21 protein-coding genes are annotated in these 26,606 nt (G+C 68.8%); 9 read left to right on the plus strand and 12 right to left on the minus strand.

Annotation, left to right across the window (positions count from 1 at the left end; translation table 11 throughout):
- Positions 1 to 80: 80 nt before the first annotated feature.
- The 7 genes from JHL17_RS19935 to JHL17_RS19965 are packed head-to-tail and all read right to left on the minus strand — an operon-like array spanning position 81 to position 8,000.
- Positions 81 to 1,169, minus strand: coding sequence for a CgeB family protein (locus JHL17_RS19935; RefSeq protein WP_200195693.1), 1,089 nt, complete (start codon positions 1,167 to 1,169; stop codon positions 81 to 83).
- Positions 1,166 to 2,260 (minus strand): CgeB family protein, encoded by a 1,095-nt coding sequence (locus JHL17_RS19940; protein WP_200195695.1) that lies wholly within the window; start codon positions 2,258 to 2,260, stop codon positions 1,166 to 1,168. The genes JHL17_RS19935 and JHL17_RS19940 overlap by 4 nt, the downstream gene beginning before the upstream one ends.
- Positions 2,257 to 3,381, minus strand: a complete 1,125-nt coding sequence (locus JHL17_RS19945; protein ID WP_200195697.1) for a glycosyltransferase family protein — start codon at positions 3,379 to 3,381, stop codon at positions 2,257 to 2,259. The genes JHL17_RS19940 and JHL17_RS19945 overlap by 4 nt, the downstream gene beginning before the upstream one ends.
- A complete protein-coding gene (locus tag JHL17_RS19950) occupies positions 3,378 to 4,529 on the minus strand; it encodes a glycosyltransferase family 4 protein (protein WP_200195699.1) in 1,152 nt (383 codons plus the stop codon). The genes JHL17_RS19945 and JHL17_RS19950 overlap by 4 nt, the downstream gene beginning before the upstream one ends.
- On the minus strand, positions 4,514 to 5,818 hold the full coding sequence (locus tag JHL17_RS19955) for a TIGR04295 family B12-binding domain-containing radical SAM protein (protein ID WP_200195701.1): 1,305 nt from the start codon (positions 5,816 to 5,818) through the stop codon (positions 4,514 to 4,516). The genes JHL17_RS19950 and JHL17_RS19955 overlap by 16 nt, the downstream gene beginning before the upstream one ends.
- The gene (locus JHL17_RS19960) at positions 5,818 to 6,891 is read right to left on the minus strand and encodes an SDR family NAD(P)-dependent oxidoreductase (protein WP_200195703.1); all 1,074 of its coding nucleotides are present in this window, start codon (positions 6,889 to 6,891) and stop codon (positions 5,818 to 5,820) included. Before JHL17_RS19960 ends, JHL17_RS19955 begins: the two co-directional genes overlap by 1 nt.
- Complete coding sequence (locus JHL17_RS19965; RefSeq protein WP_200195705.1) at positions 6,888 to 8,000, minus strand: SDR family NAD(P)-dependent oxidoreductase; 1,113 nt, start codon at positions 7,998 to 8,000, stop codon at positions 6,888 to 6,890. The genes JHL17_RS19960 and JHL17_RS19965 overlap by 4 nt, the downstream gene beginning before the upstream one ends.
- A 442-nt stretch (positions 8,001 to 8,442) precedes the next feature.
- On the opposite strand from JHL17_RS19965, the gene JHL17_RS19970 reads away from it, so the two are divergent.
- The 6 genes from JHL17_RS19970 to JHL17_RS19995 all read left to right on the plus strand — a co-directional run bounded on the left by JHL17_RS19970 (position 8,443) and on the right by JHL17_RS19995 (position 14,480).
- Positions 8,443 to 9,432 (plus strand): inositol-3-phosphate synthase, encoded by a 990-nt coding sequence (locus JHL17_RS19970; RefSeq protein ID WP_211113476.1) that lies wholly within the window; start codon positions 8,443 to 8,445, stop codon positions 9,430 to 9,432.
- An 8-nt stretch (positions 9,433 to 9,440) separates the two neighbouring features.
- Positions 9,441 to 10,064, plus strand: coding sequence for a histidine phosphatase family protein (locus tag JHL17_RS19975; protein ID WP_200195709.1), 624 nt, complete (start codon positions 9,441 to 9,443; stop codon positions 10,062 to 10,064).
- Complete coding sequence (locus tag JHL17_RS19980; protein ID WP_200195711.1) at positions 10,061 to 10,846, plus strand: TIGR04290 family methyltransferase; 786 nt, start codon at positions 10,061 to 10,063, stop codon at positions 10,844 to 10,846. Before JHL17_RS19975 ends, JHL17_RS19980 begins: the two co-directional genes overlap by 4 nt.
- Positions 10,843 to 11,772, plus strand: coding sequence for a beta-xylosidase (locus JHL17_RS19985; RefSeq protein WP_200195713.1), 930 nt, complete (start codon positions 10,843 to 10,845; stop codon positions 11,770 to 11,772). The genes JHL17_RS19980 and JHL17_RS19985 overlap by 4 nt, the downstream gene beginning before the upstream one ends.
- 121 nt (positions 11,773 to 11,893) lie before the next feature.
- Positions 11,894 to 13,306, plus strand: a complete 1,413-nt coding sequence (locus JHL17_RS19990) for an alginate export family protein (protein WP_200195716.1) — start codon at positions 11,894 to 11,896, stop codon at positions 13,304 to 13,306.
- Between the two features lie 79 nt (positions 13,307 to 13,385).
- Positions 13,386 to 14,480: a potassium channel family protein gene (locus JHL17_RS19995; RefSeq protein WP_200195718.1), complete on the plus strand. Its 1,095-nt coding sequence runs from the start codon at positions 13,386 to 13,388 to the stop codon at positions 14,478 to 14,480.
- A gap of 98 nt (positions 14,481 to 14,578) precedes the next feature.
- On the opposite strand, the gene JHL17_RS20000 is transcribed toward JHL17_RS19995, so the two are convergent.
- Positions 14,579 to 15,658, minus strand: a complete 1,080-nt coding sequence (locus tag JHL17_RS20000; protein ID WP_200195720.1) for a saccharopine dehydrogenase family protein — start codon at positions 15,656 to 15,658, stop codon at positions 14,579 to 14,581.
- A 240-nt stretch (positions 15,659 to 15,898) separates the two neighbouring features.
- On the opposite strand from JHL17_RS20000, the gene JHL17_RS20005 reads away from it, so the two are divergent.
- A complete protein-coding gene (locus JHL17_RS20005; RefSeq protein WP_200195722.1) occupies positions 15,899 to 16,666 on the plus strand; it encodes a C40 family peptidase in 768 nt (255 codons plus the stop codon).
- On the opposite strand, the gene cobA is transcribed toward JHL17_RS20005, so the two are convergent.
- From cobA to nirB, 4 genes are all read right to left on the minus strand, one after another.
- Positions 16,583 to 17,356, minus strand: coding sequence for a uroporphyrinogen-III C-methyltransferase (gene cobA / locus JHL17_RS20010; RefSeq protein ID WP_200195724.1), 774 nt, complete (start codon positions 17,354 to 17,356; stop codon positions 16,583 to 16,585). The two genes, JHL17_RS20005 and cobA, sit on opposite strands and share 84 nt — an antisense overlap.
- A 166-nt stretch (positions 17,357 to 17,522) precedes the next feature.
- Positions 17,523 to 20,162, minus strand: coding sequence for a molybdopterin-dependent oxidoreductase (locus JHL17_RS20015; protein WP_425599635.1), 2,640 nt, complete (start codon positions 20,160 to 20,162; stop codon positions 17,523 to 17,525).
- Between the two features lie 46 nt (positions 20,163 to 20,208).
- Positions 20,209 to 20,616 (minus strand): nitrite reductase small subunit NirD, encoded by a 408-nt coding sequence (gene nirD, locus JHL17_RS20020; protein ID WP_200195728.1) that lies wholly within the window; start codon positions 20,614 to 20,616, stop codon positions 20,209 to 20,211.
- 6 nt (positions 20,617 to 20,622) lie between these two features.
- Entirely contained in the window at positions 20,623 to 23,145 is a 2,523-nt protein-coding gene (gene nirB / locus JHL17_RS20025; protein WP_200195934.1) for a nitrite reductase large subunit NirB, read from the minus strand.
- An 810-nt stretch (positions 23,146 to 23,955) separates the two neighbouring features.
- Between nirB and JHL17_RS20030 the strand changes: the two genes are divergently transcribed.
- Together JHL17_RS20030 and JHL17_RS20035 are read left to right on the plus strand one after the other, a co-directional pair.
- A complete protein-coding gene (locus JHL17_RS20030) occupies positions 23,956 to 25,353 on the plus strand; it encodes an ABC transporter substrate-binding protein (RefSeq protein ID WP_200195730.1) in 1,398 nt (465 codons plus the stop codon).
- Between the two features lie 164 nt (positions 25,354 to 25,517).
- Positions 25,518 to 26,597 carry an ABC transporter permease gene (locus JHL17_RS20035; RefSeq protein WP_200195732.1) on the plus strand — a complete coding sequence of 360 codons (1,080 nt, stop codon included), beginning with the start codon at positions 25,518 to 25,520 and terminating at the stop codon, positions 26,595 to 26,597.
- The last annotated feature ends 9 nt before the right edge of the window (positions 26,598 to 26,606 follow it).

Here is a 26,606-nt window from a genome sequence, read left to right on the forward strand (position 1 = left end):
CAAGCGCCTGCCCCCTCCCCCGCCCAGCTCTCGCACAAAGCTTCGCTTTGTGCTGACGCGGCAGGCGGACCGTAGGTCCGCTAAGAGCGGGGGAGGGTTGGGGTGGGGGCAAGCCTCCGCTCCATCGCCGCGCCCAGTTCGCGCTCCAGCGTCTCGGCCCGGTGCGCCGCGGTATGCGCCGCCAGGATCCGCCGCCGCGCCTGCTCGCCGATCTCGCCCTCCGCCGCCGGGCGCTTCAGCACCTGCAGCACCTCGTCGGCGCTTTCCGCCAGGATGATCTCGCGACCCGGCTCCAGCAGCGTGTCGATGCCGTCCCAGATGTCGGAGATGATCGGGGTGGCGCAGGCCGCCGCCTCGAACAGGCGGACGCTGGGGCTGTAGCCGGCGCGGATCATGTCCTCGCGCGTCACGTTCAGGGTGAAGCGGCTCGCCGCATAGAAGGCCGGGTGGTCGGCCGGCGGCACATGGTGCAGCCGCTCGACATTCGCCGGCCAAGCGATGTCGTCCGGGTATTGCGGCCCGGCGACGACGAAGCGCAGCTCCGGCGTGCGGCGTGCCGGCTCCAGCAGCAGCCGGTCCAAGGTCGGCTGGCGGTCGATGCTGTAGGTGCCGAGATAGCTGAGGTCCCAGCGCTTGGGCACCGGCAACGGCGCATAGGCCTCCGCATCCACCGAGCAGTAGAGCGCGCGGGCCGCCGGCGAGCCGTATTGCTCCATCAGCCGGTCGAGCGTCGGCCCGCCGGTGAAGGAGAAATACACGTCGTAGCCGGGGATGACCTCCGGCGCCAGATACTCGTAATCGCCGCGCTCCAGCTTCGCCAGCGTCACCGGCGTGTCGATGTCGTAGAAGGCGACGACGCCCCGCGCCGTCTCCTGCGCCCAGCGCCCGACCGCGACCCCCTCCGGCACATAGGAGCCGACCAGCACCGCATCCGCCCCGGCGACATCGGCGGTGAAGCGCTTCAGATCCTCCAGGTCGCTGTAGAAGGCCAGCTCGCACCAGCCCGGGTTCGGCAGGTCGCGGTGGTTCGCGTACCAGGGAACGTCCCGTTCCAGGAACAGGATCTCATGCCCGCGCGCCGCGAAGGACTTCAGCAGCGCCCGGAAGGTGGTGGCATGCCCGTTGCCCCAGGAGGAGGACAGGCTGAGCCCCAGGACGACCAGCTTCATGCCGCGCTCCGTTCCCGGCGGGCGGCCAAGGCGCCGCGCAACAGCCGGTCCACCTCGACCGCCCGGCGGGCATAGGTGTGGCCGGCCAGGATGCGGCGGCGCGCCGCCTCGCCGATGGCACGGGCGCGGTCCGGGGTCAGCGTGCGCAGATGCTCGGTCACGTCCTGCCCGTCGCGGGCGACCAGCACCTCCTCGTCGGGGGCCAGGAACAGCTCGACCCCCTCCCAGGCGTCGGTGATCAGGCAGGCTCCGGCGCCGGCCGCCTCGAACACGCGGGTGGCGGGGGAGAAGCCGACCTCCGCCATGCTGTCGCGGGCGATGTTCAGCACCGCCTTGGCCGAGGTGTTGAAGGCGTTGTGGTCGGCGGTGCCGACATGGCCGATGTGGCTGACGTTGCCCGGCAGGCCCTTGGTCTCCCAGCCGCTGCCGCCGATGATGTAGCGCGCCTGCGGGTTGCGCGCCGCCGGCTCCAGGAAGAAGCGCTCGACCCGCGCCTCGCGGTCGGGCAGCCGGTTGCCGAGGAAGTTCAGGTCGGCCTTGAAGCGCTCCTGCGGCGGCACCGGATGGTGGGTGGACGGATCCAGGGCATTGTAGACCGGCCGGCAGACCGGCGCCCCCATCGCCTCGTAGGCCGAGACCACCGGCGGCCCGCCGCCATAGGTCAGCACGAAGTCCAGCTCCGGCAGGCGACGGCGCAGCACATGGTCGGGCGCCTGCCGCAACTCCGCCAGCGTCGCCGGGGCGTCGACATCCCAATAGAGGCGCAGCGCCCGCGGGTCGGCGGCGTCCATCACGCCGTCCAGCAGCTCGTCGTCGAAGACGCCGACGCCGTTGGCCTTCACCACCACGTCGGCCTTGACCGCCTCGGCGATCACCGCGCGGCAGGCCTCGGGCGTCGCGTCATAGACGACGACCTTGGCATAGTCCGGCGGTTCGATGTCGCGGTGCTTCTGGCGGTCGAAGGCATCCGGCTCGTAGAAGGTGATGTCCCAGCCATGCCTGGCCAGCTCGCTCAGCATGCCGCGGTAATAGGTGGCGGCGCCGTTCCAGTAGGAGGACAGCAGGCTGGACCCGTAAAAGGCCATCTTCATCGGGCGGACTCCTCGAGGGCCGGTTCTTTTTCATCGCCGCGCAGGCTGCCGACGATGGACAGCAGCTCGGTCACGCGGTGGGCGCAGGTGTGGCGGGCGCGGATCGTCTCCAGCCCGTTGCGGACCAGTTCGGCACGCAGCCCCTCGTCCCGGTCGACGGCGCGCAGATGGTGGGCCATCTCCGCGCCGTTGCGGGCGAACAGGAAGTCGCGGCCGGTCCGGAACAGCCCTTCCGCATCGCTCCACGGCGCGCTGACCAACGGGATTCCGCAGGCCAGCGCCTCGAAGACGCGGATGGTCGGGATGCCCGGCAGCAGGTCGACGTAGAAGCGGCGCGGCACATGGACGGTAACGCGGTGGCGGGCGAAGAGCTCCGGCGCCCGCGCGTTCGGCAGCCAGCCCCGGTAGGCGATGCCGTAGCGCTTCAACATCGCCAGCGCGTCGGCCGGATAACGCACGCCGTAGATCTCCAGCGGCAGACCGGCATCCCTGGCAGGGGCGAAGAGGAAGCGTTCCAGCTCCTCCGTCCGCTCGCCGTCGCCCCAATTGCCGATCCACACCGCACCAGCGCGTGGCCCTTCTTCCGCCGGCGGACGGAACAGCCGGGTGTCGGCGGCCTCGTGCCAGACGAAGACGCGGCCTTCCCAGCCCCAACGACGATAGACTGCCGCCAGCGCCTCGCCGAAGGCCAGCACCCCGTCATAGCCGGACAGGTCGAAGGCATTGATCGCCTCGGGCTCGCTGACCGCGCGGTGATGGGTGTCATGGAACAGCAAGGTGAAGCGCCCGCCACGCCGGCGCGCCTCCCCCACCGCCGCGACCAGCGCCGGGTCGTTCCATTCATGGACGATCACCAGATCGGCCCCGTCGCAGGCAGCTTCCACATCAAAGCCCTTGGGCACCACCCGCGACGACAGCTCCGGGTAGGCGCTGCGATAGGCGTCCAGCCCGGCGTCGCCATGGTCGGCCAGCAGGTTCTCCAGGCTCCAGGCCCCTTCCGGTTCCAGCACCCGCACGTCGTGGCCGCGGGCGATCAGGTCGCGCAGCACCCCGCGCAGGAAATGGGCGTTGCCGTGGTTCCAGCAGGAAGCCAGCGAATGGGTGAAATAGACGATCCTCACGCGATCACCTCCGAACGCGCCGGCTGCGTCACCGACTGGTAGACGTCGAGCATCCCGGCAGTGAGCCGGTCCATGTCATAGAGGGCGGAACGGCGGCGGGCGGCGGTGCCCAGCCGCCGCGCCTCCAGCGGGTCGTCGAGCAGCCGGCACAGGGTCGCGGCCAGCGCCGCGGCATCGCCCGGATCGGCGAAGAGGGCGGCGCCGTCCCACAGCTCGCGGAAACTGGCGATGTCCGACAGCACCAGCGCGCAGCCGGCCTGCGCCGCCTCCAGCACCGTCAGCCCGAACGGCTCGTAGAGCGGCAGCGAGGCGAAGACCGGCGCCCGCTCCATCCATCCGGCGACCGAGGCGCCGTCCAGCCGTCCCAGCGCCCGGGCATGGGACAGCGCCACCCGGTGCCCGGTCGGGCTTTCCAGCGGCCCGGCGGCGAAGACCGGCACCTCCAGCAGCTTCGCCGCCGCATCCAGCAGTTCGACGTTCTTGCCCGAATCCCACAGCCGGCCGGCGGTGAAGACGAACCGCTCCCGCGCCGGCACGGCACGGCGCCCTCCCGCTTCGCGGGCATAGCGGCCATTGCGCACCACCACCGGCGGCGCTACCGCATAGAGCATCGCGGTCACCTCGGCGAAGGCGGCGCTGGGCGCCACCAGCACGTCGCAGGCCTGGTAGCCGCGGCGCAGCAGCTCCGTCCGCCAGCGGAAATCCTCCGGCATGTCGCCGCCGCGCACCGCCGTCCACCAGCTCGCCATGCAGGAATGGCAGACGCCGACGACCGGCATGGTGAAGCCGGCGTCGGCGGCAAGGGCCGGGCTGTTCAGATGGACGACGTCCGGGCCGAGCCTTGCGGCCAGATCGCCCAGCGCCTCCGCCGTGCGGCGAACCGCCGCCTCGTCGGGCGCGGTCCAGTCGAGCGCCTGACCGGTGTCGATCAGCTCCAGCCCGTCCACCGCCGCGGCGGCGGCGCTCTGATCGGGGTGGGGCGACGGCCCCAGCACCGCCAGCGTCACCCGCGTCCCCTGCCCCGCCAGTTCGCGGGCCAGATCCAGCGCATAGGTCCACACCCCGCCGACGCTGTCGGCCGTCATCAGCACATAAGGCGGTTCTGCAGGCACTGGCTTCTTTTGGGCACCCGTCAGCGGCAGGAGCATGCCGCCTCCAGCTCCGTCAGCGGCAAGGGCTCGTCCTCCTGGATATCGCTCAGCCGTTCGAACTGGCCGAGATAATGCTCGTGCGCCCGCTCCCAGGCACGGTCGTCCGGCTCGCCCCATAGGCGGCGGTAATCGGGCGAGGCCGGATAGGGATAGAGCGGCACCGGGTCGTTGGCCCACACCCCGGCGGCCAGCAGCTTTTCGCGCCAAGCCTTGACCATCCCGGCATCGTCGCCAGCCACGGCGATCAGGTTGGCCTGGACGAAGGGCACGCTGCGCCGGGCATGGATCAGCCGGTCGGCCAGATCGTCGGTACTCATCCGGCATTTCTTGTCGAGCGAGGCGCGGCCCTCCTCGGTCAGGCTTTCCACCCCGGCTTCGATCGACACGCAGCCGGCCGCGCCCAGCAGGTCGAGCATCTCCGGCTTCCACAGATCGATGCGGGTCTGCACGCCGAACTCGACCGGCCGCTCCACCAGCGCTTCCAGCAGGTCGCGCCGGGGCAGGAAGATCTCGTCGATGAAATAGACATAGCGCACGCCGGCGGCGATCAGCCCGTCGATCTCCTCCAGGATGACGGCGGTGTCGCGCCGTCGGTACTGGTCGCGGAAATCGATCTTGGCGCAGAAGCTGCAGTTGTAGGGGCAGCCGCGCGAGGCCTCGACCTCCGCCCCCGGCCCGACCGGCTCGGTGCCGTAGCGGTGGTGGTGGTGCGGATGGCGCTGCAGCCACTCCGCCGGCCAGGACAGCGCCGGCAGGTCGGTGAAGCGGGCGGCATGCGGCGGACCCGTCACCACCAGATCGCCGTCCCGGTGGAAGGCCAGCGCCGGCACCTCGTCCAGCGCCCCATCATCCGCCAGCTTGCCAGCCAGTTCAGCGACGATCTCCTCGCACTCGCCGCGCACCACCAGATCGACGCCGAGCTTGCCCAGGGTCGGCGCCGGGGTGGTGGAGCCATGCGGCCCGACCGCGACGGTATGCCCGCCCCGGCCGTCCAGCGCCGCCAGAAACTCCTTCGGCACCCGCAATTCCGGCTGGGCGCAGCGCCAGAACAGATAGGTCGGCGCCGTGGTCAGCACGGTCATTCCGGCCGCGAAGGCGGCGACCCGCTCCGCCATCTCCACGTTCGACAGGCCTGCCAGTCCGCCGTCGAGCAGCAGCACCTCATGCCCGGCCCGCTCCAGCAGCGCTTTGCTGTATCCCAGCTCCAGCGGCAGATGCGCTTCGCGGCATCCGAAATAGATGCTGTGGTCGAAGCTCCAGGCCGGATTGACCAGCGCAACCCTCATCAGGCCGCCTCCACCGAAGGCGTTTCGGCGGCTTCCGGCAGGCCGCCCTTTTCCGCCCGCAGCCAGTCGGCCAGCAGGGCCACGCCGCGCTTCCAGCCGGTCGGCTCGGCCAGACCCAAGGTCTGGCGTGCCGCACGGGTATCCGACACGTAGTAGCGCTGGTCGCCGGCCCGCCAGTCGCCGTAGCTCACCTCCACCTTGCGGCCGATCAGATGCTCGATGTGGGCGACCAGCTGGCGCAGGCTGATGGCGTTCGCCGCCCCGCCGCCGAGATTGAAGGCCCGGCCCTTCACCTGCTCGATCCGCTCCCAGGCGGAGACGTAGGCCTGCACCGTGTCGGCAACGAACAGCACGTCGCGCACCTGCCGGCCGTCGCCGTAGATTGTGATCGGTTCGCCGTTCAGCGCACGGATCAGGAAATGGGCGACCCAGCCCTGATCCTCCGTCCCCATCTGGCGCGGGCCATAGATGCAGCTCATCCGCAAGACTGCCGTCGGCAGGTCGAAGCTGCGGGCGTAATCCAGCACATACTGGTCCGCCGCCCCTTTCGAACAGCCATAGGGGGTGTGGAAGTCGAGCGGCCGCGCCTCCGATACGCCCTGAGCGCGGATGGCCGGGTCCACCGGCGCATAGGCGTCGTCCACCAGTTCCAGCGGCACGTCGGCGAGGTCGCCATAGACCTTGTTGGTGCTGGCGAAGATCACCGGCGTCCGCCGGCCCCGGCGGCGTACCGCCTCCAGCAGGGCCAGCGTGCCGCGGATGTTCACCTCGAAATCCTCGACCGGGTCGACCATGCTGGTGGTCACCGCGACCTGGGCGGCCAGATGGAACACCGCCTTGGCATCCCTGGCCGCTTCGGCCAGCGCCCGTTCGTCCCGCAAATCGGCGGTGACGGCGCTGATGCGCGACGGATGACGGGCCTGCAGCCAGCGCAGGTTCCGCTCCACCCCCGGACGGCGCAGCGCGTCGAAGATCAGCACGTCATGCCCGTCCGACGCCAGCCGGTCGGCAAGATTCGAGCCGATGAAGCCGGCGCCGCCGGTGATCAGAACCGGGTTCTTGGTCGTGCTCATGCCACCAGACCCCGCTCTTCCAGTTCGCGGCGGGCGTCGGCGACGCGGTCCTGCGCCTCCTGCCGGGCGACCCACTCCGCCAGCTCGGCCAGACCCTCGGCGAAGTCCTCCTTGCGGTCGTAGCCGAGCACGGTGCGCGCCTTGGTCAGGTCGGGGATGTTGTGGCGGATGTCGCCGGCCCGCGCCTTGCCGGTGATCTCCGGCGTCAGGTCCGGCCGGCCCATCGAGGCGGCCTGCATCAGCGCCACCTCCTCCACCGTGCGCTCCTCGCCGGAACCGATGTTGAACACCTCGCCGTTGGCGGCCGGGTTGTCCAGCGCCAGCAGGAAGGCGCGGGCGACGTCGCGGACATGGACGAAGTCGCGGCGCTGCTGGCCGTCCTCGAAGATCATCGGGCGCTGGCCGTTGGCGATGCGCGAGGCGAAGATCGCCAGCACCCCGGTGTAGGGGTTGGACAGCGCCTGTCCCGGCCCATAGGCATTCCACAGCCGCAGCGCCGAGCCTTCCATCCCATATTGCGCGGTCAGCGTCAGGGTCAGCCGTTCCTGCACATATTTGCCGATGGCATAGACCGACTTCAGCGCCGGACGCTTGCTTTCCGGCGTTCGCACCGGCACCAGCGGCCGCCCCTGCTGGTCGAGCGGATCCCAGCTGCCATCGGGATTGCGGGGGCCGCGGACGACATCCTCCATCAGCGTGCCGTCGGCGGTGCGGTAAAGCCCCTCGCCATAGATGCTCATGGACGACGCGACGACGACCCGGCGGACCGGCTTCTCGATCAGGCGCTGGAACAGCACCGCGGTGCCGTAATCGTTCACCGAAGTGTAGCGGTCGACCGCATACATGCTCTGGCCGACGCCGACCTCGGCCGCGAGGTGGATCACCGAATCGACCCCCTCCAGCGCACGGGCGACCATCTCGTCGTCCCGCACGTCGCCGGCCAGCAACTCCACATCCGCATCCAGTTCATCGGGACGCTGCTGCGTCGGATGCACCTGTTCGATCAGGCTGTCCAGAACCCGGACGCGGTCGCCACGGGCGAGCAGGGCCTTGGCGACGTGGCGGCCGATGAAGCCGGCACCTCCGGTGACGAGAACGGTCTCTCCCACAAGTCCCTCCGAGAAGTTTGAAGATTTTTGACGTTGACCTGCGGAAGACATGCGGCAGCGCCGTCGCGGCCTTTCGAAGCCGCGAACTGCCCACCCGTCTCCGCAAGCTGCCCAGAGCACCCTGTGCGGTTTTATTCCTGAGTCAAAGCACAACCAAATGGAACAGCTACGATAGCTACACCGTCGACCTTAACACCGCTATGGAAAATTTCGCACCTTGCCCAAAAGGTAAGTACCTTACGACAGATCTTCCGATGAATCGATTTCAAGCCTACAAATATAAGAGTTCCGTTAATCGACGTGCATTTAAGGATGGGAGATCTCGGTGACTGGGAAAAAGCTCCGGGTAGCAATCGCTGGGGTCGGAAATTGTGCATCATCTTTTGTGCAGGGGATATGCTATTACGCCGGCGCTAAGGCCAATGAGCCACCCCCGGGACTTATGACCGTCGATCTCGGTGGGTATCACGTTGGGGACATCGAAATTTCTGCCGCCTTCGATGTTGCGGCGTCGAAAGTAGGAACCGACGTCGGGGAGGCCATCTTCGCTCCTCCCAATAATACCTTCCGGTTTGCCAAGCCGCCGCACTTCGGCGTGCAGGTGGAGCGTGGCCCGACGCTGGACGGCATCGGCAAATATCTTGCCGGCGACATCGCCGAGTCGGAACGAACAGTTGTGAACGTTGCGGAAAGCCTACGCCGCAGCGGTACCGATATCCTGGTCTCTTACCTGCCGGTCGGATCGCAGCAGGCCACCGAATTCTACGCCGAACAGGCGCTGGAGGCCGGCTGCGCCTTCGTCAACTGCATCCCGGTCTTCATCGCCTCCAACCCGGTCTGGGCGCGGCGCTTCGCCGAACGCGGGCTGCCGATCATCGGCGACGACATCAAGAGCCAAGTCGGCGCCACCATCGTCCACCGCATGCTCGCCAACCTGTTCCGCGAGCGCGGGGTCCGGCTCGACCGCACCTATCAGCTGAATTTCGGCGGCAACACCGACTTCAAGAACATGCTGGAACGCGAACGCCTGGAATCGAAGAAGATCTCCAAGACCCAGGCCGTCACCAGCCAGCTCGACGTTCCGCTCGACCCCGACGACGTCCATGTCGGCCCCAGCGACCATGTGCCGTGGCTGACCGACCGCAAATGGGCGCATATCCGGCTGGAAGGCACGACCTTCGGCGGCGTGCCGCTGAACGTGGAGTTGAAGCTGGAGGTCTGGGACAGCCCCAATTCCGCCGGCATCGTCATCGACGCGGTGCGCTGCGCCAAGCTGGCGCTCGACCGCGGCATCGCCGGCCCGCTGGTCGGCCCCTCCAGCTATTTCATGAAGTCGCCGCCCGAACAGTTCACCGACCACGAGGCGCGGGAGCGCACGCTGCGTTTCATCGCCGGCGAACCTCCTGGGACCAAGCCGACCCGCCTGATGTGAGCGTCGGCATGGAAACCATCTTCATCCTGGTGCGCCACGGCTCGCATGACCGGCTGGGGTCGGTCCTGTGCGGCCGCATGGCCGGCGTGACGCTGAGCGCCCAGGGCCGGGCGGAGGCCGATGCGCTGGCCGAGCGGCTGGCGTTGCAAGGCTTGTCGGGGCGGCGCCTGAGCGCCGTTCTGTCCAGCCCGCTGGAGCGGGCGGTCGAGACCGCCACCCCCATCGCGGAGCGGCAAGGCCTGCCTCTGACCATCGAACCGGCGCTGAACGAACTCGACCTCGGCGCCTGGAGCGGCAAGCGCTTCGAGGAGTTGCACCGCGACCCCGCCTGGGACCTGTGGAACCGGGCGCGCAGCCACGGCCGCCCCACTCCGGGAGAAACCCCAGGCGAGTCGATGGCGGAGGCGCAGACCCGGATCGCGGCATTGCTCGACCGGCTGCGCCGCGCCCATCCCGGCGGCACGCTGGCGCTGGTCAGCCATGGCGACGTCATCAAGGCGGCGCTGGCCCATGCGATGGGCCTGCCGCTCGATTTCCACGGACGATTCGAGATCGGCCCGGCCTCCCGCAGCGTGCTGATCGCCGGCGATTGGGGGCTGAAGGTCCACAGCATCAACGAGGGTGCGGCATGACGAGCCTGACGGCCGACCAGATCCGCGACCGGGTGGCAGAACTCGGCGACTGGTTCCACAACATCGACCTCAACGGCGTGCGCACGGCGCCCGACCATTTCCTCCACGACTATCCGAACGTGAAGTGGAAGCGCTTCGAGCATGCGGTGCCGAAGGATCTGACCGGCCGCACCGTTCTCGACATCGGCTGCAACGGTGGTTTCTACTCCATCGAGATGAAGCGCCGCGGCGCCGACCGGGTGGTCGCCATCGACTTCGACGACCGCTATCTGGCCCAGGCGAAATTCGCCGCCGAAGTGACCGGCCAGGACATCGAATTCCACAGGATGTCGGTCTACGACGTCGCCTCGCTTGGCGAAAGCTTCGACGTCGTGCTGTTCATGGGCGTGCTCTACCACCTGCGCCACCCGCTGCTGGCGCTCGACCTGATCCACGACCATGTCGCCAAGGATCTGATGATCTTCCAGTCGATGCAGCGCGGCTCGGCCGAAGTGGCGCCGGTGCGCGCCGACTACGACTTCTTCGAACAGGACCATTTCGACGATCCCGGCTATCCGAAGCTGCATTTCATCGAACACGACTACGCCCGCGACTGGACCAATTGGTGGGCCCCCAACGCCGCCTGCGCCGAGGCGATGCTGCGCAGCGCCGGCTTCGCCATCGCCGAGCATCCGGAACGCGAGGTCTATGTCTGCCGCCGGGTCGACCGCCCGACCGGGGCCGGAGCGGTTTATCCGGCAAAGCCTGAAAAAGACGCCGTGACGAAAGGGACCGAGGGATGATCGAAGCCGCCAAGATTTGGAACGAGCCCAACAACAAGTCGCACTGGGATCCCAACCTCGACCCTGAATGGGACCTGTTCGCCCGCATGACCCTCCTGGCCGGACAGGCGATCCGGGCGGAGAATTCCACCATCACCCGCGTGCTGGGCGGCATGTCCCCCATCGACCCCTCCTTCGTCCGCCGGTTGGAGGAGCGCGGCGCGCTGGACGAGATCGACGTGGTGGCGGTCCACGGCTTCCCGCTCGACTGGAATCTCTGGCAGATCCACGAATGGCCGAACAAGATCGACGAGATCCGCGCCGTCACGTCCAAGCCGATCTGGGTGACCGAGGCCGGGGTGTCCTCCTTCGGCGCCGAGGAGGTGCAGGCCTGGGGCGTCAAGCGCACCGCCGAACTGCTGATCGGCAAGGTGCCGCGCATCCACTGGTACAGCCTCTACGACCTGCCCAGCCATTGGGAGGCCACCACCCGCCACAAGGAGGCGGAGGGATCGTCCTACTACCGCCATTTCCACATGGGCCTGCTGCGGGCCGACGGCACGCCCAAGCCGGCGGTGGAGGCCTTCGCCCCCTATGCCGGCCAGATGGGCCTCTGCCAGTGGTTCCACTACGAGGACCACCGGCTGGACGAGGCGGTGGCGTGGCTGAAGCGGCTCGGCGTCCGCCACCTGCGCACCGGCCTGTCCTGGGCCGACAGCTTCCGTCCCAACGCGCTGGAGTGGTTCGACCGTCAGATGGAGGCGCTGGCCGATTTCGAGGTGACCGTCACCTTCTGCTTCACCCCCGAACACCGCGGCGTCGAACCCCACCACACCAGCCCGCCCCAGGTGGCGGAGGAGTTCGCCGAGTTCTGCGCCGCGATGATCCGCCGCTACGGCACCAAGCGCAGCGCCGACGCCGGCATGCCGATGGCGGCGGTGGGGTAGAGGGGGGTAGATCCCCCGAAGCGGGTGCGCAGAACCGGCAAAAGCGGTTCGGATGGAGCAATCACGCCACCGGGCATCTCCGTAGGATCGGTGCAGTCCAGCGCCCTCACGGAGATGCCCCATGTCGGCCCGCCTTCGCGCGGCGGCGGTCGCCCTTTTGCTGTGGATCGGTCCGGCCAACGCCGCCCAATCGGCCCAGTCGGCAGATCCGCCGCCGCTGACCAACACCCGCTTCGACGAGGATTACCGCTACCTGCTATCGCCCGAGGCGCGGTCCGGCGCCACTTGGGAACGCTTCAAGGCCATTCCGGTCACGGAAGACGGCTTCGCCTCGCTCTCCACCGGGCTGGAACTGCGCCTGCGCGGCGAAGCGATCCGCAACAGCAGCTGGGGCCAGGACGAGCCGCGCAACGACGCCTACGGGCTGTGGCGCGCCCTGCCCTACGCCGACCTGCGCGTCGGCCAGGGCCTGCGCCTGTTCGGCCAGCTCATCATGGCCGACGCGGTGGGCAAGCTGGACCCGCTGGCGCCGCCCGATTCCGACCGCATCGACCTGATGCAGGGCTTCGCCGACGTCAATGTCCCGCTGGGCGACGCCCAGGGCACGCTGCGGGTCGGCCGCCAGATGCTGGCCTATGGTTCGGAACGGCTGATCTCCATCCGCTACGGCGCCAACGTCCCGCGCGCCTTCGACGCGGTGAAGGGCATCGTCACCGCCGGCCCCTGGCGGGTCGACGCCTTCTTCGGCCGGCCGATCCAGCCGACGCCGGAGCTGTTCGACGACGGCCGCGACGCCCGGCGCAGCGCCTGGGGGCTCTATGCCACCCGGCCGCTCGATCTGGGGCGGGGCGGCAGTGCCGGGCTGGATGCCTATTACATCGGCATCCGCAACCGCAGCGCCGGCTTCGAGTCCGGCAGGGCGAACGAGCTGCGGCACACGGTCGGCCTGCGCAGCTTCGGCAAGGCCGCCGGCTGGGACTGGAACTGGGAGGCGATGGGGCAGTTCGGCCGTTTCGGCAGCGGGTCGATCCGCGCCTGGTCACTCGCCACCGACAGCGGCTACCGCTTCACAACCCTGCCGCTTCAGCCGCGGCTCAGCCTGAAGGCCAACATCGCCAGCGGCGACAGCAACCCGCGCGACGGCCGGCTGGAGACCTTCAACCCCCTGTTCCCGCGCGCCAAGTATTTCGGCGAGCTGACGCCCATCGGCCCCTACAACCTGATGAACCTGCACCCGTCGCTGGATTTGGCGTTGTCCGACGCGTTCAGCCTGTCCGCCTCCGCCATCGCCTATTGGCGCGAGAGCCTGGACGACGGCGTATACGACCTGGCCGGCGGGCTGCTGCGCTCCGGCGCGGCGTCGAAGGCACGCTATGTCGGCACGCAGGGCGAGCTGGTGCTGTCCTACAGCTCCGGTCGTTCCTTCGAGGGGTTGATCTCCTACTCAGCATTCCAGCCGGGTTCCTTCCTGAAGGACAGCGGCCCGGCCAAGACCATCCACTTCGCCGGGATGGAGGCGGTGTTCAAATTTTAAAAGCGCAAGCCTTGCGGCCGGAACGCGGTCTCGCGCGTTGAGACAACCGGGGCCGGCGACAGGCCCGAACGGACGGCGGATGCGGGAAACGGTGGAGCGGCGGATACAGGACAGAAGGCGGATCAAGCCATCCCTGAGGAAGGGGCGGCTTCTCCATGTCCGCTCCGGCCTGTCGGCGGAAAAGACGCTGCTGCTGCGCGTCGGCATCGTCGCCGCCCTGATCGTCCTGGTCATCGCGGTGTTCTGGTTCGACCGCGACGGGCTGAAGGACCAGATCGACGGCCATATCAGCTTCCCCGACATCCTCTACTTCGCCATGATCACGGTGACCACCGTGGGCTATGGCGACATCGTTCCGGTCAGCCACTCCGCCCGCCTGATCGACGCCTTCGCCGTCACGCCGATCCGCATCTTCATCTGGTTCATCTTTCTCGGCACCGCCTATGAGCTGGTGGTGCAGAGGATCGTGGAGGAATTCCGGTTGAGCCGCATTCAGAAGCAGCTGCAGGGCCACATCGTGCTGTGCGGCTTCGGGCACAGCGGGTTCATCGCCGCGCAAGAGACCGTCTCGAAGGGCCATCCCGCCGACCACATCGTCGTCATCGACGATTCGGAGGACCGCATCCAGCTTGCGGCCGAATGCGGCTTCATCGGCCTTCTCGGCGACGGCACCAGCGAGGAGACGCTGACCAACGCCTGCGTCGGCAAGGCCAAGGCGGTGATCGTCAGCACCGGGCGCGACGACACCACCATCCTGGTGATCCTGACCGTGCGCCACCTGTCCGCCGCCACCAAGATCGTGGCGAACATCAGGCAGGAGGAGAACATCAAGCTCGCCAACCTCAGCGGCGCCGATCTGGTGGTGTCGCCGCCGAAGATCGGCGGGTACCTGATGGCCGACGCGGTGGAGACGCGCTATGCCACCCCCTTCCTCTGCGACCTGATGTCGGCCGGCGGGCAGATGGTGCTGAGCGAGCGCCGGGCGGCAGCCGACGAGGTCGGCCTGACCATGGCGGAGATCACCGCCGGCATGGTCGTCCAGGTCCACAGCCACGGCCGCGACATCCCCTTCACCGAACGCAACCGCTACATCATCCAGCCGCAGGACACGCTGCTGATCATCAGCCCGCCAGCTGAGCGAAACATCCCCTCTCCCCCCCGGGGAGAGGGTTAGGGTGAGGGGGTTGCACTGTGAGGATTCTCGGGATAGCCACGCCGCGCATCCCCCTCACCCCGACCCTCTCCCCGGGGGGAGAGGGAGACACGCCCAGCTCATCCCTTGTAATGCCGGCCGAAGCGGTTGTTCAGGAAGGCGTCCAGCGGCACCTGCTCCTGCCGGATGAAGCCGGCCTGCGGGATGGAGCCTTCGCGCAGCAAATCCAGCACGGCGCAGATGCCGGCGGCGGTGGTGACCTGGATGGCGCTCCAGGTCCGGCCGGCGATCGGCTTGCTGTAGATCTTGGTGGCGAAGGTCTCCTGCCGCAGTTCGCCGTCCTGCATGCCAGTGGCGGTCGCCAGCACCAGAACCACGTCCTGCAGCGTCAGCGGCACCGCGGTCTCCAGCACGTCCTTCAGCAGGTGGCGCCGCTCGCCCAGCCGGAGGTCGCGGATCAGCAGGCGGACGATGTCGCGGTGGCCGGGGTAGCGGACGGTCTTGTAGTCGAGGTTCCGCACCTTGCCGGCCAGCGTCTCGCACAACGAGCCCAGCCCGCCCGAGGTGTTGAAGGCCTCGTAATCGACGCCGTCCAGCGCGAAGCGCTCGTCGCCCTCCAACGGCATCACCTCGTGCGGACGGCCGTCGACGATGGCCTCGCACGGGTTGCAATACTCGTTGATCAGCCCATCGGTGCTCCAGGTCAGATTGTATTTCAGGGCGTTGGTCGGGTATTGCGGCAGGGCGCCGACCCGGAGATGCAGGTTGTGCAGTTCGTCGAAACGGCGGGCGAGGTCATGGCCAACGATGGAGATGAAGCCCGGCGCCAAACCGCATTGCGGGATCAGCGCGGTGTCGGCGGTCTCCGCCAGCATCTTCACCTTGCGGGTGGCGGCGACATCCTCGGTCAGGTCCAGGTAATGGGCGCCGGCCGCGACGGCTGCGGTGGCGATCGCCGGGGTCAGGGTGAAGGGGCAGGCGCTCAGCACCGCATGCTGGCCCGCCATGGCGGCGCGCAGCGAAGCCGGATCCTCGACATCGACGCGCATCACCCGCAGCCCGGCCTGTTCGGCGCGGTGCAGCAGCGCCTCATCCCGGTCGCCGATGGTGACGGCGAAATCGCCGGTCTCGGACAGCAGCGTGCCGATCATCGAGCCGATCTTGCCGGCCCCCAGAACCAGAACCTTCATCGTCGCCATCTCTCCCGCTCCTCTGTTCTCAGCCGTGTTGTGTTGGCGAGCCGTGCCGATGGTTCGGCCCACACACGAAAGATGTCGGCAGAGGTAGCCGGGCAGAACCGGGCAATGCGCCGGTGGCGCTTGAGTTTTCCGGCGAAATGACGGAAAGCCCGTTGAAATGACGGACACGCTTTATCCCTCGCACCACCGTGGCGGCGGCGCTAAGGTCGCAGCCGGTTTCCCCAAATCCGGCCCACCGCCATGACCATCCGCCAACTGACCGCCCCGCACGCCGTCCTGCTGGAGGAGCCGCGAGACGGCATCGCCCAGACCAGCGAGATGATCCGCGGCGAGCGTTTCCGCATTCTGGAGGAACGTGACGGCTGGCTGCGGGCGGAGAATGCCTTCGATGGCCATGTCGGCTGGCTGCCCCCCGGCACCCTGCATCGGGAGCCGGTGGCCCCCACCCACCGCGTGCGGGCTCTGCGCGCCGACCTGCACCCCGGACCGACGCACCGGGCGCCGCCGGTGGCGACGCTCAGCTTCGGGTCGGCGGTGACGCTGGATGGCCGGGCCGAAAACGGCTGGGTCGGCACCGACGACGGGCTGTGGCTGTTCGCGGGCTGGCTGGAGCCGATGGACGCCGCCCCCGCAACCGATCCCATCGCCACCGCCCTGCGCTTTCTGGAGACGCCCTATGTCTGGGGCGGGCGCAGCAGCTTCGGCATCGACTGTTCCGGGCTGGTGCTGACCGCCATGGCGGCGGCCGGGGTGGTCTCCCACCACAGCAGCGGCATGCAGCGCAAGGACGAGCGGCTGGGGGCGTGGCTGTCCGAGGACGGCAAGGACGTCGCCTATGAACGCGGCGACATCGTCTTCTTCCCCGGCCATGTCGGGCTGATGGTGGACGGGACGAACCTGCTGCACGCCACCGTCTTCACCATGTCAGTCGTGATCGAACCCCTGAGCGAGGTCGCCAAGCGCGCGGAAGTCAATGGTGTCCGCCGTCCCGCTTTGACGAGGGCGTAGCGCCTCCCCCACCAGCAGCAGGGTCGGCCCCTTGCCGGCGGCCACCCCCTGCTCCGCCATCCGGCCGAGCGTCGTCCAGTACCGTCGCTCGTCGGGCCGGCAGCCATTCTCCACCGCCAGCACCGGCGTCGTGGCGGGCAGCCCGGCCCCGGTCAGCCCCTGCCCGACCGCACGGGCCTGCTCGCGCCCCATGTAGATCGCCAGCGTGCCCTGCGGATCAGCCAGCCTCGCCCAGTCGGGCTCGAACCGCTCGCCGTCGCGGCCATGGGCGGTGACGAAGGTCACGGCGCGCGACACCCCGCGCTTGGTCAGCGACAGCCCGGTGGAGGCGGCGCAGCCGAGCGCCGCCGTGATGCCGGGGATGACGCGAACCGGAATGCCGAGGCTGTCGAGATGCTCGATCTCCTCGCCGGCCCGGCCGAACACCATCGGATCGCCGCCCTTCAGCCGGACCACCCGCTTGCCGCGCCGGGCATGGAAGGCGATCAGCGCGTTGATCTCCCCCTGCGGCAGCGAATGCCGGCCGGAGCGCTTGCCGACGCAGATGCGCTCGGCCTTGGGATGGGCGAGGTCGAGGATGCCGTCGCCAACGAGAGCGTCGTAAAGCACGACTTCGGCCGCCGCCAGCGCCTTGACCGCCGCGACGGTCAGCAGGTCGGGATCGCCGGGGCCGGCGCCGACCAGAGTCACTTGCCCCCACCTATCCTCCCCCGCTGGGCGGGGGAGGGACTGCCGCGGAACGCCGACAAGGCTCCTGTTTCCCTCCCCCGCCCAGCGGGGGAGGGTCAGGGTGGGGGCACCGCCGCCGGCACCCGCGAACCGCGGGAGCCAGAGGCGCGCCAGCGCCGCAAGACCATCAAGCCACTTCGCGCTGTTGGGCATGACGAAGCACCTCCTTGAGTTCGGGCACGCAGGATCCACAATTCGTGCCGGCCTTCAACGCCGCGCCGATCTCCGCCACGCTGGTCAGCCGGCGGTCGCGGATGGCACCCACCAGCCGGTTGATGCCGACGCTGAAGCAGGCGCAGACGATCTGCCCCTCATCCGCCGGCACCCCCGGTGCCCGGCCGGCGAGCAGCCCGGCCCGCGCGCCGTCCTCCAGTCCGTCCGCCTCCAGCAGCCCGGCGAGCCAGCCGCGCGGCGGCAGACGCCCGTCGGCGGCAACGAACAGGCAGGCCTCCAGCCGGTCGCCCTTCATCCAGGCCATGCGCAGGCCGCCGCGCGCCTCGTCGCGGAACTCGACCACCGCCTCGGCCGGATCGAGGCCGGGCAGCCAGGACTCCACCGCCGGGATCGCCCCCGTCCCCGCCATCTCCACCAGATGCCCGCCTGCCACCGCGCGGCGCGCCCAGTAGCCGCCATGCCCGGGCTCCACGGCATGGCGGACCAGCAGGAAGGCGGTCCAGTCCGGCCGCCAGGGCAGGACCGTCGCCGGCATCCGCTTCAGGTCCGGCTGACCGGAAAGCGGGTCCACCGCCTCGTCGTCGACCAGCCGGCCGATGACGCAGGCACCGGTGAAGCGGTCGGTCCAGTGCATCGGCAGGAAGGCCGTGCCTTCGCCCTGGGCATCGGTGACGCGGACGCGGGCCAGCGCCTCCCCAACCACCGTGGTGATGCGGGCCAGCCCGCCATCCACCAGCCCCCGCGCCAGCGCGTCGGCCGGATTGACGTCCAGCCGCGGTTCCGGCGCATGGGCCGACAGCCGCGCCGACAGTCCGGTCCGCGTCATCGTGTGCCACTGGTCGCGCAGCCGGCCCGTGTTCAGCAGCAGGGCGCCGTCCGGCAGGCTGCGCGGCAGCGCCTTCGCCGTGACCGGCAGCATCCGGGCGCGCCCGTCCGCGGTGAAGAAGCGGCCATCGCCGAACAGCCGCTTCTGCGGCTCGCCCCCCGCCCGCCAGGGCCAGGGGAAGGGCGCCAGCGCGTCATACCCAGCCTCGTCCAGCCCGCTCAGCGCCCCGATGTCGAAGGCCCGCGTCCCGTCATTCTCGAAATCCGACAGCGCCGCATGCTCGCGGAACACCGCAGCGGCACTCTCGTACGGGAAAGCCTCGGCGAAACCCATCCGCCGGGCGACCTGGGTGACGATCCACCAGTCGGCCCGCGCCTCCCCCGCCTCCGTCTTGAAAGCCCGCTGGCGCGAGATAGTCCGGTCGGAGTTGGTGACGGTGCCGTCCTTCTCGCTCCAGCCCCTGGCCGGCAGGCGGATATGGGCGAAGCGGCCGGTATCGGTGTCGCGGATGCAGTCGGAGACCACCACCGTCTCGCAGCGCTCCAGCGCCCGGCGGACCCGCCCGGCATCGGGCATGCTGACGGCGGGATTGGTCGCCATGATCCACACCGCCTTGACCGTGCCGGCCTCGATGGCGCGGAACAGATCGACCGCCTTCAGCCCCGGCTTGGCCGCCACGCGCGGCGCGTTCCAGAAGCGGCCGACCCGGTCCACCTCCGTTTCGGTGAAGCCCATATGGGCGGCCAGCTGGTTCGCCAGCCCACCGACCTCGCGCCCGCCCATGGCGTTCGGCTGCCCGGTGACGGAGAAGGGACCGCAGCCCGGCCGGCCGATGCGCCCGGTCAGGAAATGCAGGTTGAGGATAGTATTGACGGTGTCGCTGCCCTGGGAGGACTGGTTCACTCCCTGCGAATAGACCGTCACCACCCGGTCCGTCGCGGCGAACTCGGCATAGAAGGCGGCGACCTCCGCCTCCGCCAACCCGCAGCGCCGCGCCACCGTTGCGATGTCCGGGCCATCGGCGCGGGCGGCGGCCAGCGCCTCCTCAGCGCCTTCGGCATGGGCAGCGATGAAACCGGCATCGCGATGTCCGTTGCTGTCCAAATAGGCCAGCAGCCCGTTGAACAGCAGCGCGTCGGTGCCGGCCTTCAGCGCCAGATGCCGGTCGGCGGCATCGACGCAGTCGGTGCGCCGCGGATCGACGACGACGACCCGCGTGCCGCGCTCGGCCCGCGCCGCCAGCAGCCGCTGGTTCAGCACCGGGTGGCACCAGGCGAGGTTGGACCCCACCAGCACCACCAGATCGGCGCACTCGAAATCCTCGTAGCTCCCCGGCACCGCGTCGGCACCCAGGCCCCGCTTGTGCCCGACCACCGACGAGGCCATGCACAGCCGCGAGTTGGTGTCGATGTTCGCCGAGCCGATGAAGCCCTTCATCAGCTTGTTGGCGACGTAGTAATCTTCAGTCAGCAGCTGGCCGGAGACGTAGAAGGCCACCGAGTCCGGCCCATGCTTGGCGATGGTGTCGGAAAAGCGCCGGACCACCTCGTCCAGCGCCTCGTCCCACGACACCCGCTTGTCGCCGATTTCGGGGTGGAGCAGCCGCCCGTCCGGCACCAGCGTGTCGGCCAGCGCCGATCCCTTGGAGCAGAGCCGTCCCCGGTTCGCCGGGTGGTCGGCATCGCCGCGCACGGTCACGGCGCCATCGGCCGAAACGCGCGCGATCACCCCGCACCCGACCCCGCAATAGGGACAGGTGGTCTTCACCTCCCGTTCCGGCCCGGAGGATGGCCCCCCAAAGGGATCGGGTCCATCAAACATGGCCGCAGGCCTTGCGGCAGCCGCCGCGCGACAGCTTGGCCTCGGCGAGCGCGATGGCGACGCTGCGCCCCTCCACCCGCACCGGGACATGGCCGGTGCGGCCCTCGTCGGGGGCGACGGCCTCGCCGGTCGCCAGCTCGATCACCCAGTTGTGCAGCGGGCAGGTGACGCGGCGGCCATGGACGATGCCCTGGGACAGCGGCCCTTGCTTGTGCGGGCAGGCATCCTCCAGGGCGAAGACCTCGTCGGCCGCCGTGCGGAACAGGGCGATGTCGCCGCCGGGGGTGCGGACGACGCGGGAGCCCAGCACCGGGATGTCGTCGATGCTGCCGACCTGGGTCCAGACGGCTTCCGAGATGGTGGGCTCGGAGACGGCGTTTTCCATGATGATGCTGTCCATGATCCGTTACCCCACTTCGGCGAGCAGATTGAATTCGTGACGGTCGACGCCCTTGGCAGCGCGTTCCGCCCACGGGTCGTCCTGCGAGAAGGTCTGCGAGAACAGGAAGCGCGCGTTCAACGCCCGGCGCCGCTCCGGATCCTCGACCAGCGCCGCCTTGATGTGGTCGAGGCCCACACGCTCAACCCACGGCGCGGTGCGCTCCAGATAGCGGGCCTCCTCGCGGTAGAGCTGCATGAAGGCGCCGGTGTATTCCAGCACCTCCTCCTCCGTCGCCACGCGGACCATCAGGTCGCAGGCGCGGACATGCAGGCCGCCGTTGCCGCCGACATGCAGCTCGTATCCGCTGTCGATGCACACCACGCCCAGGTCCTTGATGGTCGCCTCGGCACAGTTGCGCGGGCAGCCGGACACCGCCAGCTTGACCTTATGCGGGGTCCAGGTGCCCCAGGTCAGCCGCTCCAGCTTGACGCCCAGCCCCGTCGAATCCTGCGTGCCGAAGCGGCACCATTCCGACCCGACGCAGGTCTTCACTGTGCGCAGCCCCTTGGCGTAGGCGTGTCCCGACACCATCCCGGCGGCATTCAGGTCGGCCCAGACCGCCGGCAGATCCTCCTTCTTCACGCCGAACAGGTCGATGCGCTGGCCGCCGGTGACCTTCACGGTGGGGATGGCGAACTTGTCGACGACGTCGGCGATGGCGCGCAGCTCCGCCGCGCTGGTCAGGCCGCCCCACATGCGCGGCACGACCGAATAGGTGCCGTCCTTCTGGATGTTGGCGTGGGCGCGCTCGTTGATGTAGCGCGACTGGTAGTCGTCCCGGTATTCGCCCGGCCAGGCGCACAGCAGGTAGTAGTTCAGCGCCGGCCGGCACGACGCGCAGCCGTCGGGCGTCGTCCATTCCATCGCCTGGAACACCTCGGCCATGGTCTTCAGCCCGCGGTCGACGATGGCCGCCCGCACCTGATCATGGGTGTGGTGGGTGCATTTGCACATCGGCTTGACCTTGGGCGCCGCCGTGAAGCCGTCGCCCAGCGTCACCGCCAGCAGCCGCTCCACCGTGCCGGCGCAGCCGCCGCAGGAGGCCGAGGCCTTGGTGTGCGCCTTCACCTCGTCCAGGCTGGTCAGGCCCTTTTCGGTGATCGCCTTGACGATGGTGCCCTTGCACACGCCGTTGCAGCCGCAGATCTCGGCGCTGTCGGGCAAGGCTGCGATGGCGGCGTTCGGATCGCCGGCGTCGCCGCCGCCGAAGCCCTGGCCGAAGATCATGCCGTCGCGCTCGGTCGACACGTCGGCGCCGTCCTTCAGCAGCGAGAAGTACCAGGCGCCGTCCTTGGTGTCGCCGTACAGCACGGCGCCGAGCAGCCGGTTGCCCTTCAGCACCAGACGCTTGTAGACGCCGCGCGCGGCGTCGCGGAACACGATGTCCTCGGTCCCCTCGCCGCCCGAGAAATCACCGGCGGAGAACACGTCGACGCCGGTGACCTTCAGCTTGGTCGAGGTGACGGAGCCGGCATAGGCGCCGCCCTCCCCACCCGCGAGGTCGTGGGCCAGCACCTTCGCCATTTCGAACAGCGGAGCGACGAGGCCATAGGTCAGGCCGCGATGCTCGACGCATTCGCCGACCGCGTAGATCGACGGGTCGCTGGTGCGCATCTGGTCGTCGACGCGGATGCCGCGCCCGCAGTCCAGCCCGGCGGCCTTGCCCAGCGCCATGTTGGGACGGATGCCCACAGCCATGACGACGATGTCGGCCGGCAGCTCGCGTCCGTCCTTCAGCCGGACCGCGCCGACCCGCTCGTCGCCCTCCTGGTTGTTTCCGACAATCTCCGCCGTGTCGGCGCCGGTCAGCACCTCGATGCCGCGGCTTTCCAGTTCCCGTTGCAGCAGCATGCCGGCCGACGGGTCGAGCTGGCGCTCCATCAGCGTCGGCATCAGGTGGATGACGGTGACCTCCATCCCCTTGACCCGCAGGCCGTTGGCCGCCTCCAGCCCGAGCAGGCCGCCGCCGATCACCACGGCGCGGCCGCCCTTCGCCGCCGCCGCCAGCATGGCGTCGACGTCGGCCAGATCGCGGAAGCCGATGACGCCCGGCAGGGTCGATCCCGGCACCGGGATGATGAAGGGCATCGACCCGGTGGCGATCAGCAGCCTGTCATAGGGAACGACGCGGCCGGACTGCGAGACCACCATCTTCGCTTCGCGGTCGATGCCCTCCACCGGCTCGCCGGTCAGCAGCGTGATACCGTTGGCGTCATACCACTCGCGGCTGTTCAGCACGATCTGGTCGAAGGTCTTCTCGCCGGCCAGCACCGGCGACAGCATGATGCGGTTGTAGTTGGGATGCGGCTCGGCCCCGAAGACGGTGATGTCGAAGCGGCCGGGCGCCTTCGCCAGCAGTTCCTCCACTGTCTTCATGCCGGCCATGCCGTTGCCGACCACCACCAGCCGTTCCCTGACCGGACCGGCGCTATGCAGTTCTGCTTCGTTGGATTCGACGGCGGGCCCGTTATTCGATGAGAGATGCATGTCCATGGCGCGTCTGCCTCGTCTATCGTGTCCGGCCTGCTGCGAAGTCAGGCACGGGGCCAAAAAAAAGGCGTCCGAACGGGTCGCTTCCCGGTTCCGCGAGTGGTTCGCGAAGGCGGGTGCAGACCTGTTCGGACGCCGTTGTCCGGGCGGTTCGTCGTCGAACCAGAGCCAAATCCGCGCGTCGTCGCGTGGGCTTCGGCGGTGTCGCGGGCACTGGCGACGTTGCTGGCGCCCGCTGTTGTCTCGCAGTCTCCTTCGCAAACCGCGTGCCAGTCGCCGCATCACCGGATGCACCGGGCAAAAACTCCAGGGATTCCGCGGATTCCCGGGCCTTACCACATCCAGTACCTAGGTGCCTATTTTTGGATCATGCTTAGGTATTGCACAAAGCTTGGCCAGTCAGCTTTGTGTGCGCCGCAAAAAACGGCAGACGGCGTAATACCCTCGGCAGGCGGTTCATACCTTCCGCCGGGTCATAGCCAACGGAATCAACCGCTCCGGCCGATTTTTCAGCAAAAGCCATCCTTTGGCATGAGGCTTGCGAAGAGGGGGCCAGAGACGCGCCAACGACGGTGCGTGCATCCCAAGCGTCCAATGATGGGCCAGCCCCCGGCAGTGTTGCCGACCCCGGTATCGACAAGCCTTTTCCTAAGGCTTTTCCGGTCGATCCCGCTGGACGCTTTCGACGGCCAAGGCACCTCATAGCCATCTGCCCGAAAAACAGCCAGTCCGGGACTTGCCCAGAAAATCGTCACCGGTGTCGCACGCCCGACCGCTGGTCCGGATTTCAGAGATGGAGCAACCGACGTGGCCCACCGCACCCTCCGCCGCCTTCTCGCATCCGCTGCCCCATTGGCCATTGCCGCCGTCGCCCTGACCGCAGGCGTCTCTGCCCATGCCGCCCCGCTCGACGTCGAAAAGGAGCAGCTCAAGCTCGGCTTCATCAAGCTGACCGACATGGCGCCGCTCGCCATCGCCGTCGAGAAGGGCTTCTTCGAGGATGAAGGGCTGTCCGTCACGCTGGAGCCGCAGGCGAACTGGAAGGTCCTGCTCGACCGCGTGATCTCCGGCGAGCTGGACGGCGCCCACATGCTGGCCGGCCAGCCGCTGGGCGCCACCATCGGCTTCGGCACCAAGGCGCACATCGTCACCGCCTTCTCGATGGACCTGAACGGCAACGGCATCACGCTGTCGAACGACGTCTGGCGGAAGATGAAGGCCAACGTGCCCACCGGCGCCGACGGCAAGCCGGTCCACCCGATCAAGGCCGACGCGCTGAAGCCGGTGATCGCCCAGTACAAGGCCGAGGGCAAGCCCTTCAACATGGGCATGGTCTTCCCGGTCTCGACCCACAATTACGAGCTGCGCTACTGGCTGGCGTCTGGCGGGATCAACCCCGGCTTCTACAGCCCGACCGACGTGTCGGGCCAGATCGGCGCCGACGCGCTGCTGTCGGTCACCCCGCCGCCGCAGATGCCGGCAACGCTGGAAGCCGGCACCATCTACGGCTACAGCGTCGGCGAGCCGTGGAACCAGCAGGCGGTGGTCAAGGGCATCGGCGTGCCGGTCATCACCGACACCGAGATCTGGAAGAACAACCCCGAGAAGGTCTTCGGCGTCACCGACGACTGGGCTAAGAAGAACCCCAAGACCCATCTGGCCGTCGTCAAGGCGCTGATCCGCGCCGCCCAGTGGCTGGACGAGGACAACAACGCCAACCGCGCCGAAGCGGTGAAGATCCTCGCCAAGTCCGAATATGTCGGCGCCGACGCCAAGGTCATCGCCAATTCGATGACCGGCACCTTCGAGTACGAGAAGGGCGACAAGCGCGACGTTCCCGATTTCAACGTCTTCTTCCGCTACAACGCGACCTACCCCTTCTATTCCGACGCCGTCTGGTACCTGACCCAGATGCGCCGCTGGGGCCAGATCGCCGAGGCCAAGCCGGACGCCTGGTACGACGAGACCGCCCGCAAGGTCTACAAGCCGGACATCTATCTCCAGGCCGCCAAGCTGCTGGTCGAGGAAGGCAAGTCGAAGGAAACCGACTTCCCGTGGAAGAGCGACGGCTACAAGCCGGTCGACACCGGCTTCATCGACGGCATCCCCTATGACGGCCACAAGCCGAACGACTACCTCGCCAAGCAGCCCATCGGCCTGAAAGGCGACCAGAAGGTCGAGGGCGGTCAGGTGGTGGGGGGCTGAGCGCCAGCCCGATGCCCCCACCCTAACCCTCCCCCGCTGGGCGGAGGAGGGGACTGCCGCCGCCTCCCCATAAGGCCCCCTCCCCTGCGAAGCGGGGGAGGGTCGGGGTGGGGGCAATCGTAGCCGACGCCCCCACGCCCGCTGACAGCTCAGGACACCCCGCCATGACCAGCCTGACCGACACCTCCGCCGACCTTGCCCGCGCCCAGCGCAAGGCCCGCCGCGCCCACACCCTCAACCGCATCGCCTCCGCCCTGACCGCCGTCGGCCTCGGCTGGCTGGCGCCGCTGCTACGGCTCGCCGCCGGCGAGAACCCGCGCCAGCAGGGCGTCGAGCTGTGGCGCCAGATGGGCATCCCGCTGACCGCCATCCTGCTGTTCCTCGCCGCCTGGGGCTGGGCCGCCCCGCAGGTGCAGACCAGCCTCGGCGCCATCCCCGGCCCGGCCCAGGTGTGGGAGCAGGCGACCAACCTCTACGCCGACCACAAGGCCGAACGCGCCAAGGAAGCCGCCTTCTACGAGCGGCAGGCCAAGCGCAACGCCGAGATCCTGGCGAAGGACCCGAAGGCGGAGGTCAAGACCCGCCCCTATGCCGGCAAGCCGACCTACCTCGACCAGATCGTCACCAGCCTGAAGACGGTCTTCACCGGCTTCCTGCTCGGCGCCCTGGTGGCGGTGCCGCTAGGGGTGGCGAGCGGCCTGTCGCCGACCGTCAACGCCGCGATCAACCCGCTGATCCAGATCTTCAAGCCGGTGTCGCCGCTGGCCTGGCTGCCGCTGGTCACCATGGTGGTCAGCGCCACCGTGTCGGGCAGCGACCCGCTGTTCGAGAAGTCCTTCCTGACCTCGGCCATCACCGTCACGCTGTGTTCGCTGTGGCCGACGCTGATCAACACGGCGGTCGGCGTCTCCTCCATCGACCGCGACCTGATGAATGTCGGCAAGGTGCTTCAGCTCTCCGGCTTCACCATGGTCCGCCGCCTCGTGCTGCCCTCGGCCCTGCCCTTCATCTTCACCGGCCTGCGCCTGTCGCTGGGCGTGGGCTGGATGGTCCTGATCGCCGCGGAGATGCTGGCGCAGAACCCCGGCCTCGGCAAGTTCGTCTGGGACGAGTTCCAGAACGGCTCCTCCAGCTCGCTCGCCAAGATCATGGTGGCGGTCTTCACCATCGGCCTGATCGGCTTCCTGCTCGACCGCGTGATGCTGGCGCTCCAGTCCGCCGTCAGCCACAGCCCCGCCCGCTAAGGAGACCGG

It is taken from the genome of Azospirillum endophyticum (assembly GCF_016595245.1).
In the GTDB taxonomy this organism is placed as follows: Bacteria; Pseudomonadota; Alphaproteobacteria; order Azospirillales; family Azospirillaceae; genus Azospirillum; species Azospirillum endophyticum.

Bases quoted from the DNA above. Each gene is read 5' to 3' on its own strand.
- JHL17_RS19935 (WP_200195693.1), bottom strand. From the start codon at position 1,169: ATGAAGCTGGTCGTCCTGGGGCTCAGCCTGTCCTCCTCCTGGGGCAAC.
- JHL17_RS19940 (WP_200195695.1), bottom strand. From the start codon at position 2,260: ATGAAGATGGCCTTTTACGGGTCCAGCCTGCTGTCCTCCTACTGGAAC.
- JHL17_RS19950 (WP_200195699.1), bottom strand. From the start codon at position 4,529: ATGCTCCTGCCGCTGACGGGTGCCCAAAAGAAGCCAGTGCCTGCAGAA.
- JHL17_RS19955 (WP_200195701.1), bottom strand. From the start codon at position 5,818: ATGAGGGTTGCGCTGGTCAATCCGGCCTGGAGCTTCGACCACAGCATC.
- JHL17_RS19960 (WP_200195703.1), bottom strand. From the start codon at position 6,891: ATGAGCACGACCAAGAACCCGGTTCTGATCACCGGCGGCGCCGGCTTC.
- JHL17_RS19970 (WP_211113476.1), top strand. From the start codon at position 8,443: ATGACCGTCGATCTCGGTGGGTATCACGTTGGGGACATCGAAATTTCT.
- JHL17_RS19975 (WP_200195709.1), top strand. From the start codon at position 9,441: ATGGAAACCATCTTCATCCTGGTGCGCCACGGCTCGCATGACCGGCTG.
- JHL17_RS19980 (WP_200195711.1), top strand. From the start codon at position 10,061: ATGACGAGCCTGACGGCCGACCAGATCCGCGACCGGGTGGCAGAACTC.
- JHL17_RS19985 (WP_200195713.1), top strand. From the start codon at position 10,843: ATGATCGAAGCCGCCAAGATTTGGAACGAGCCCAACAACAAGTCGCAC.
- JHL17_RS19990 (WP_200195716.1), top strand. From the start codon at position 11,894: ATGTCGGCCCGCCTTCGCGCGGCGGCGGTCGCCCTTTTGCTGTGGATC.
- JHL17_RS19995 (WP_200195718.1), top strand. From the start codon at position 13,386: ATGCGGGAAACGGTGGAGCGGCGGATACAGGACAGAAGGCGGATCAAG.
- JHL17_RS20000 (WP_200195720.1), bottom strand. From the start codon at position 15,658: ATGGCGACGATGAAGGTTCTGGTTCTGGGGGCCGGCAAGATCGGCTCG.
- JHL17_RS20005 (WP_200195722.1), top strand. From the start codon at position 15,899: ATGACCATCCGCCAACTGACCGCCCCGCACGCCGTCCTGCTGGAGGAG.
- nirD (WP_200195728.1), bottom strand. From the start codon at position 20,616: ATGGACAGCATCATCATGGAAAACGCCGTCTCCGAGCCCACCATCTCG.
- nirB (WP_200195934.1), bottom strand. From the start codon at position 23,145: ATGCATCTCTCATCGAATAACGGGCCCGCCGTCGAATCCAACGAAGCA.
- JHL17_RS20035 (WP_200195732.1), top strand. From the start codon at position 25,518: ATGACCAGCCTGACCGACACCTCCGCCGACCTTGCCCGCGCCCAGCGC.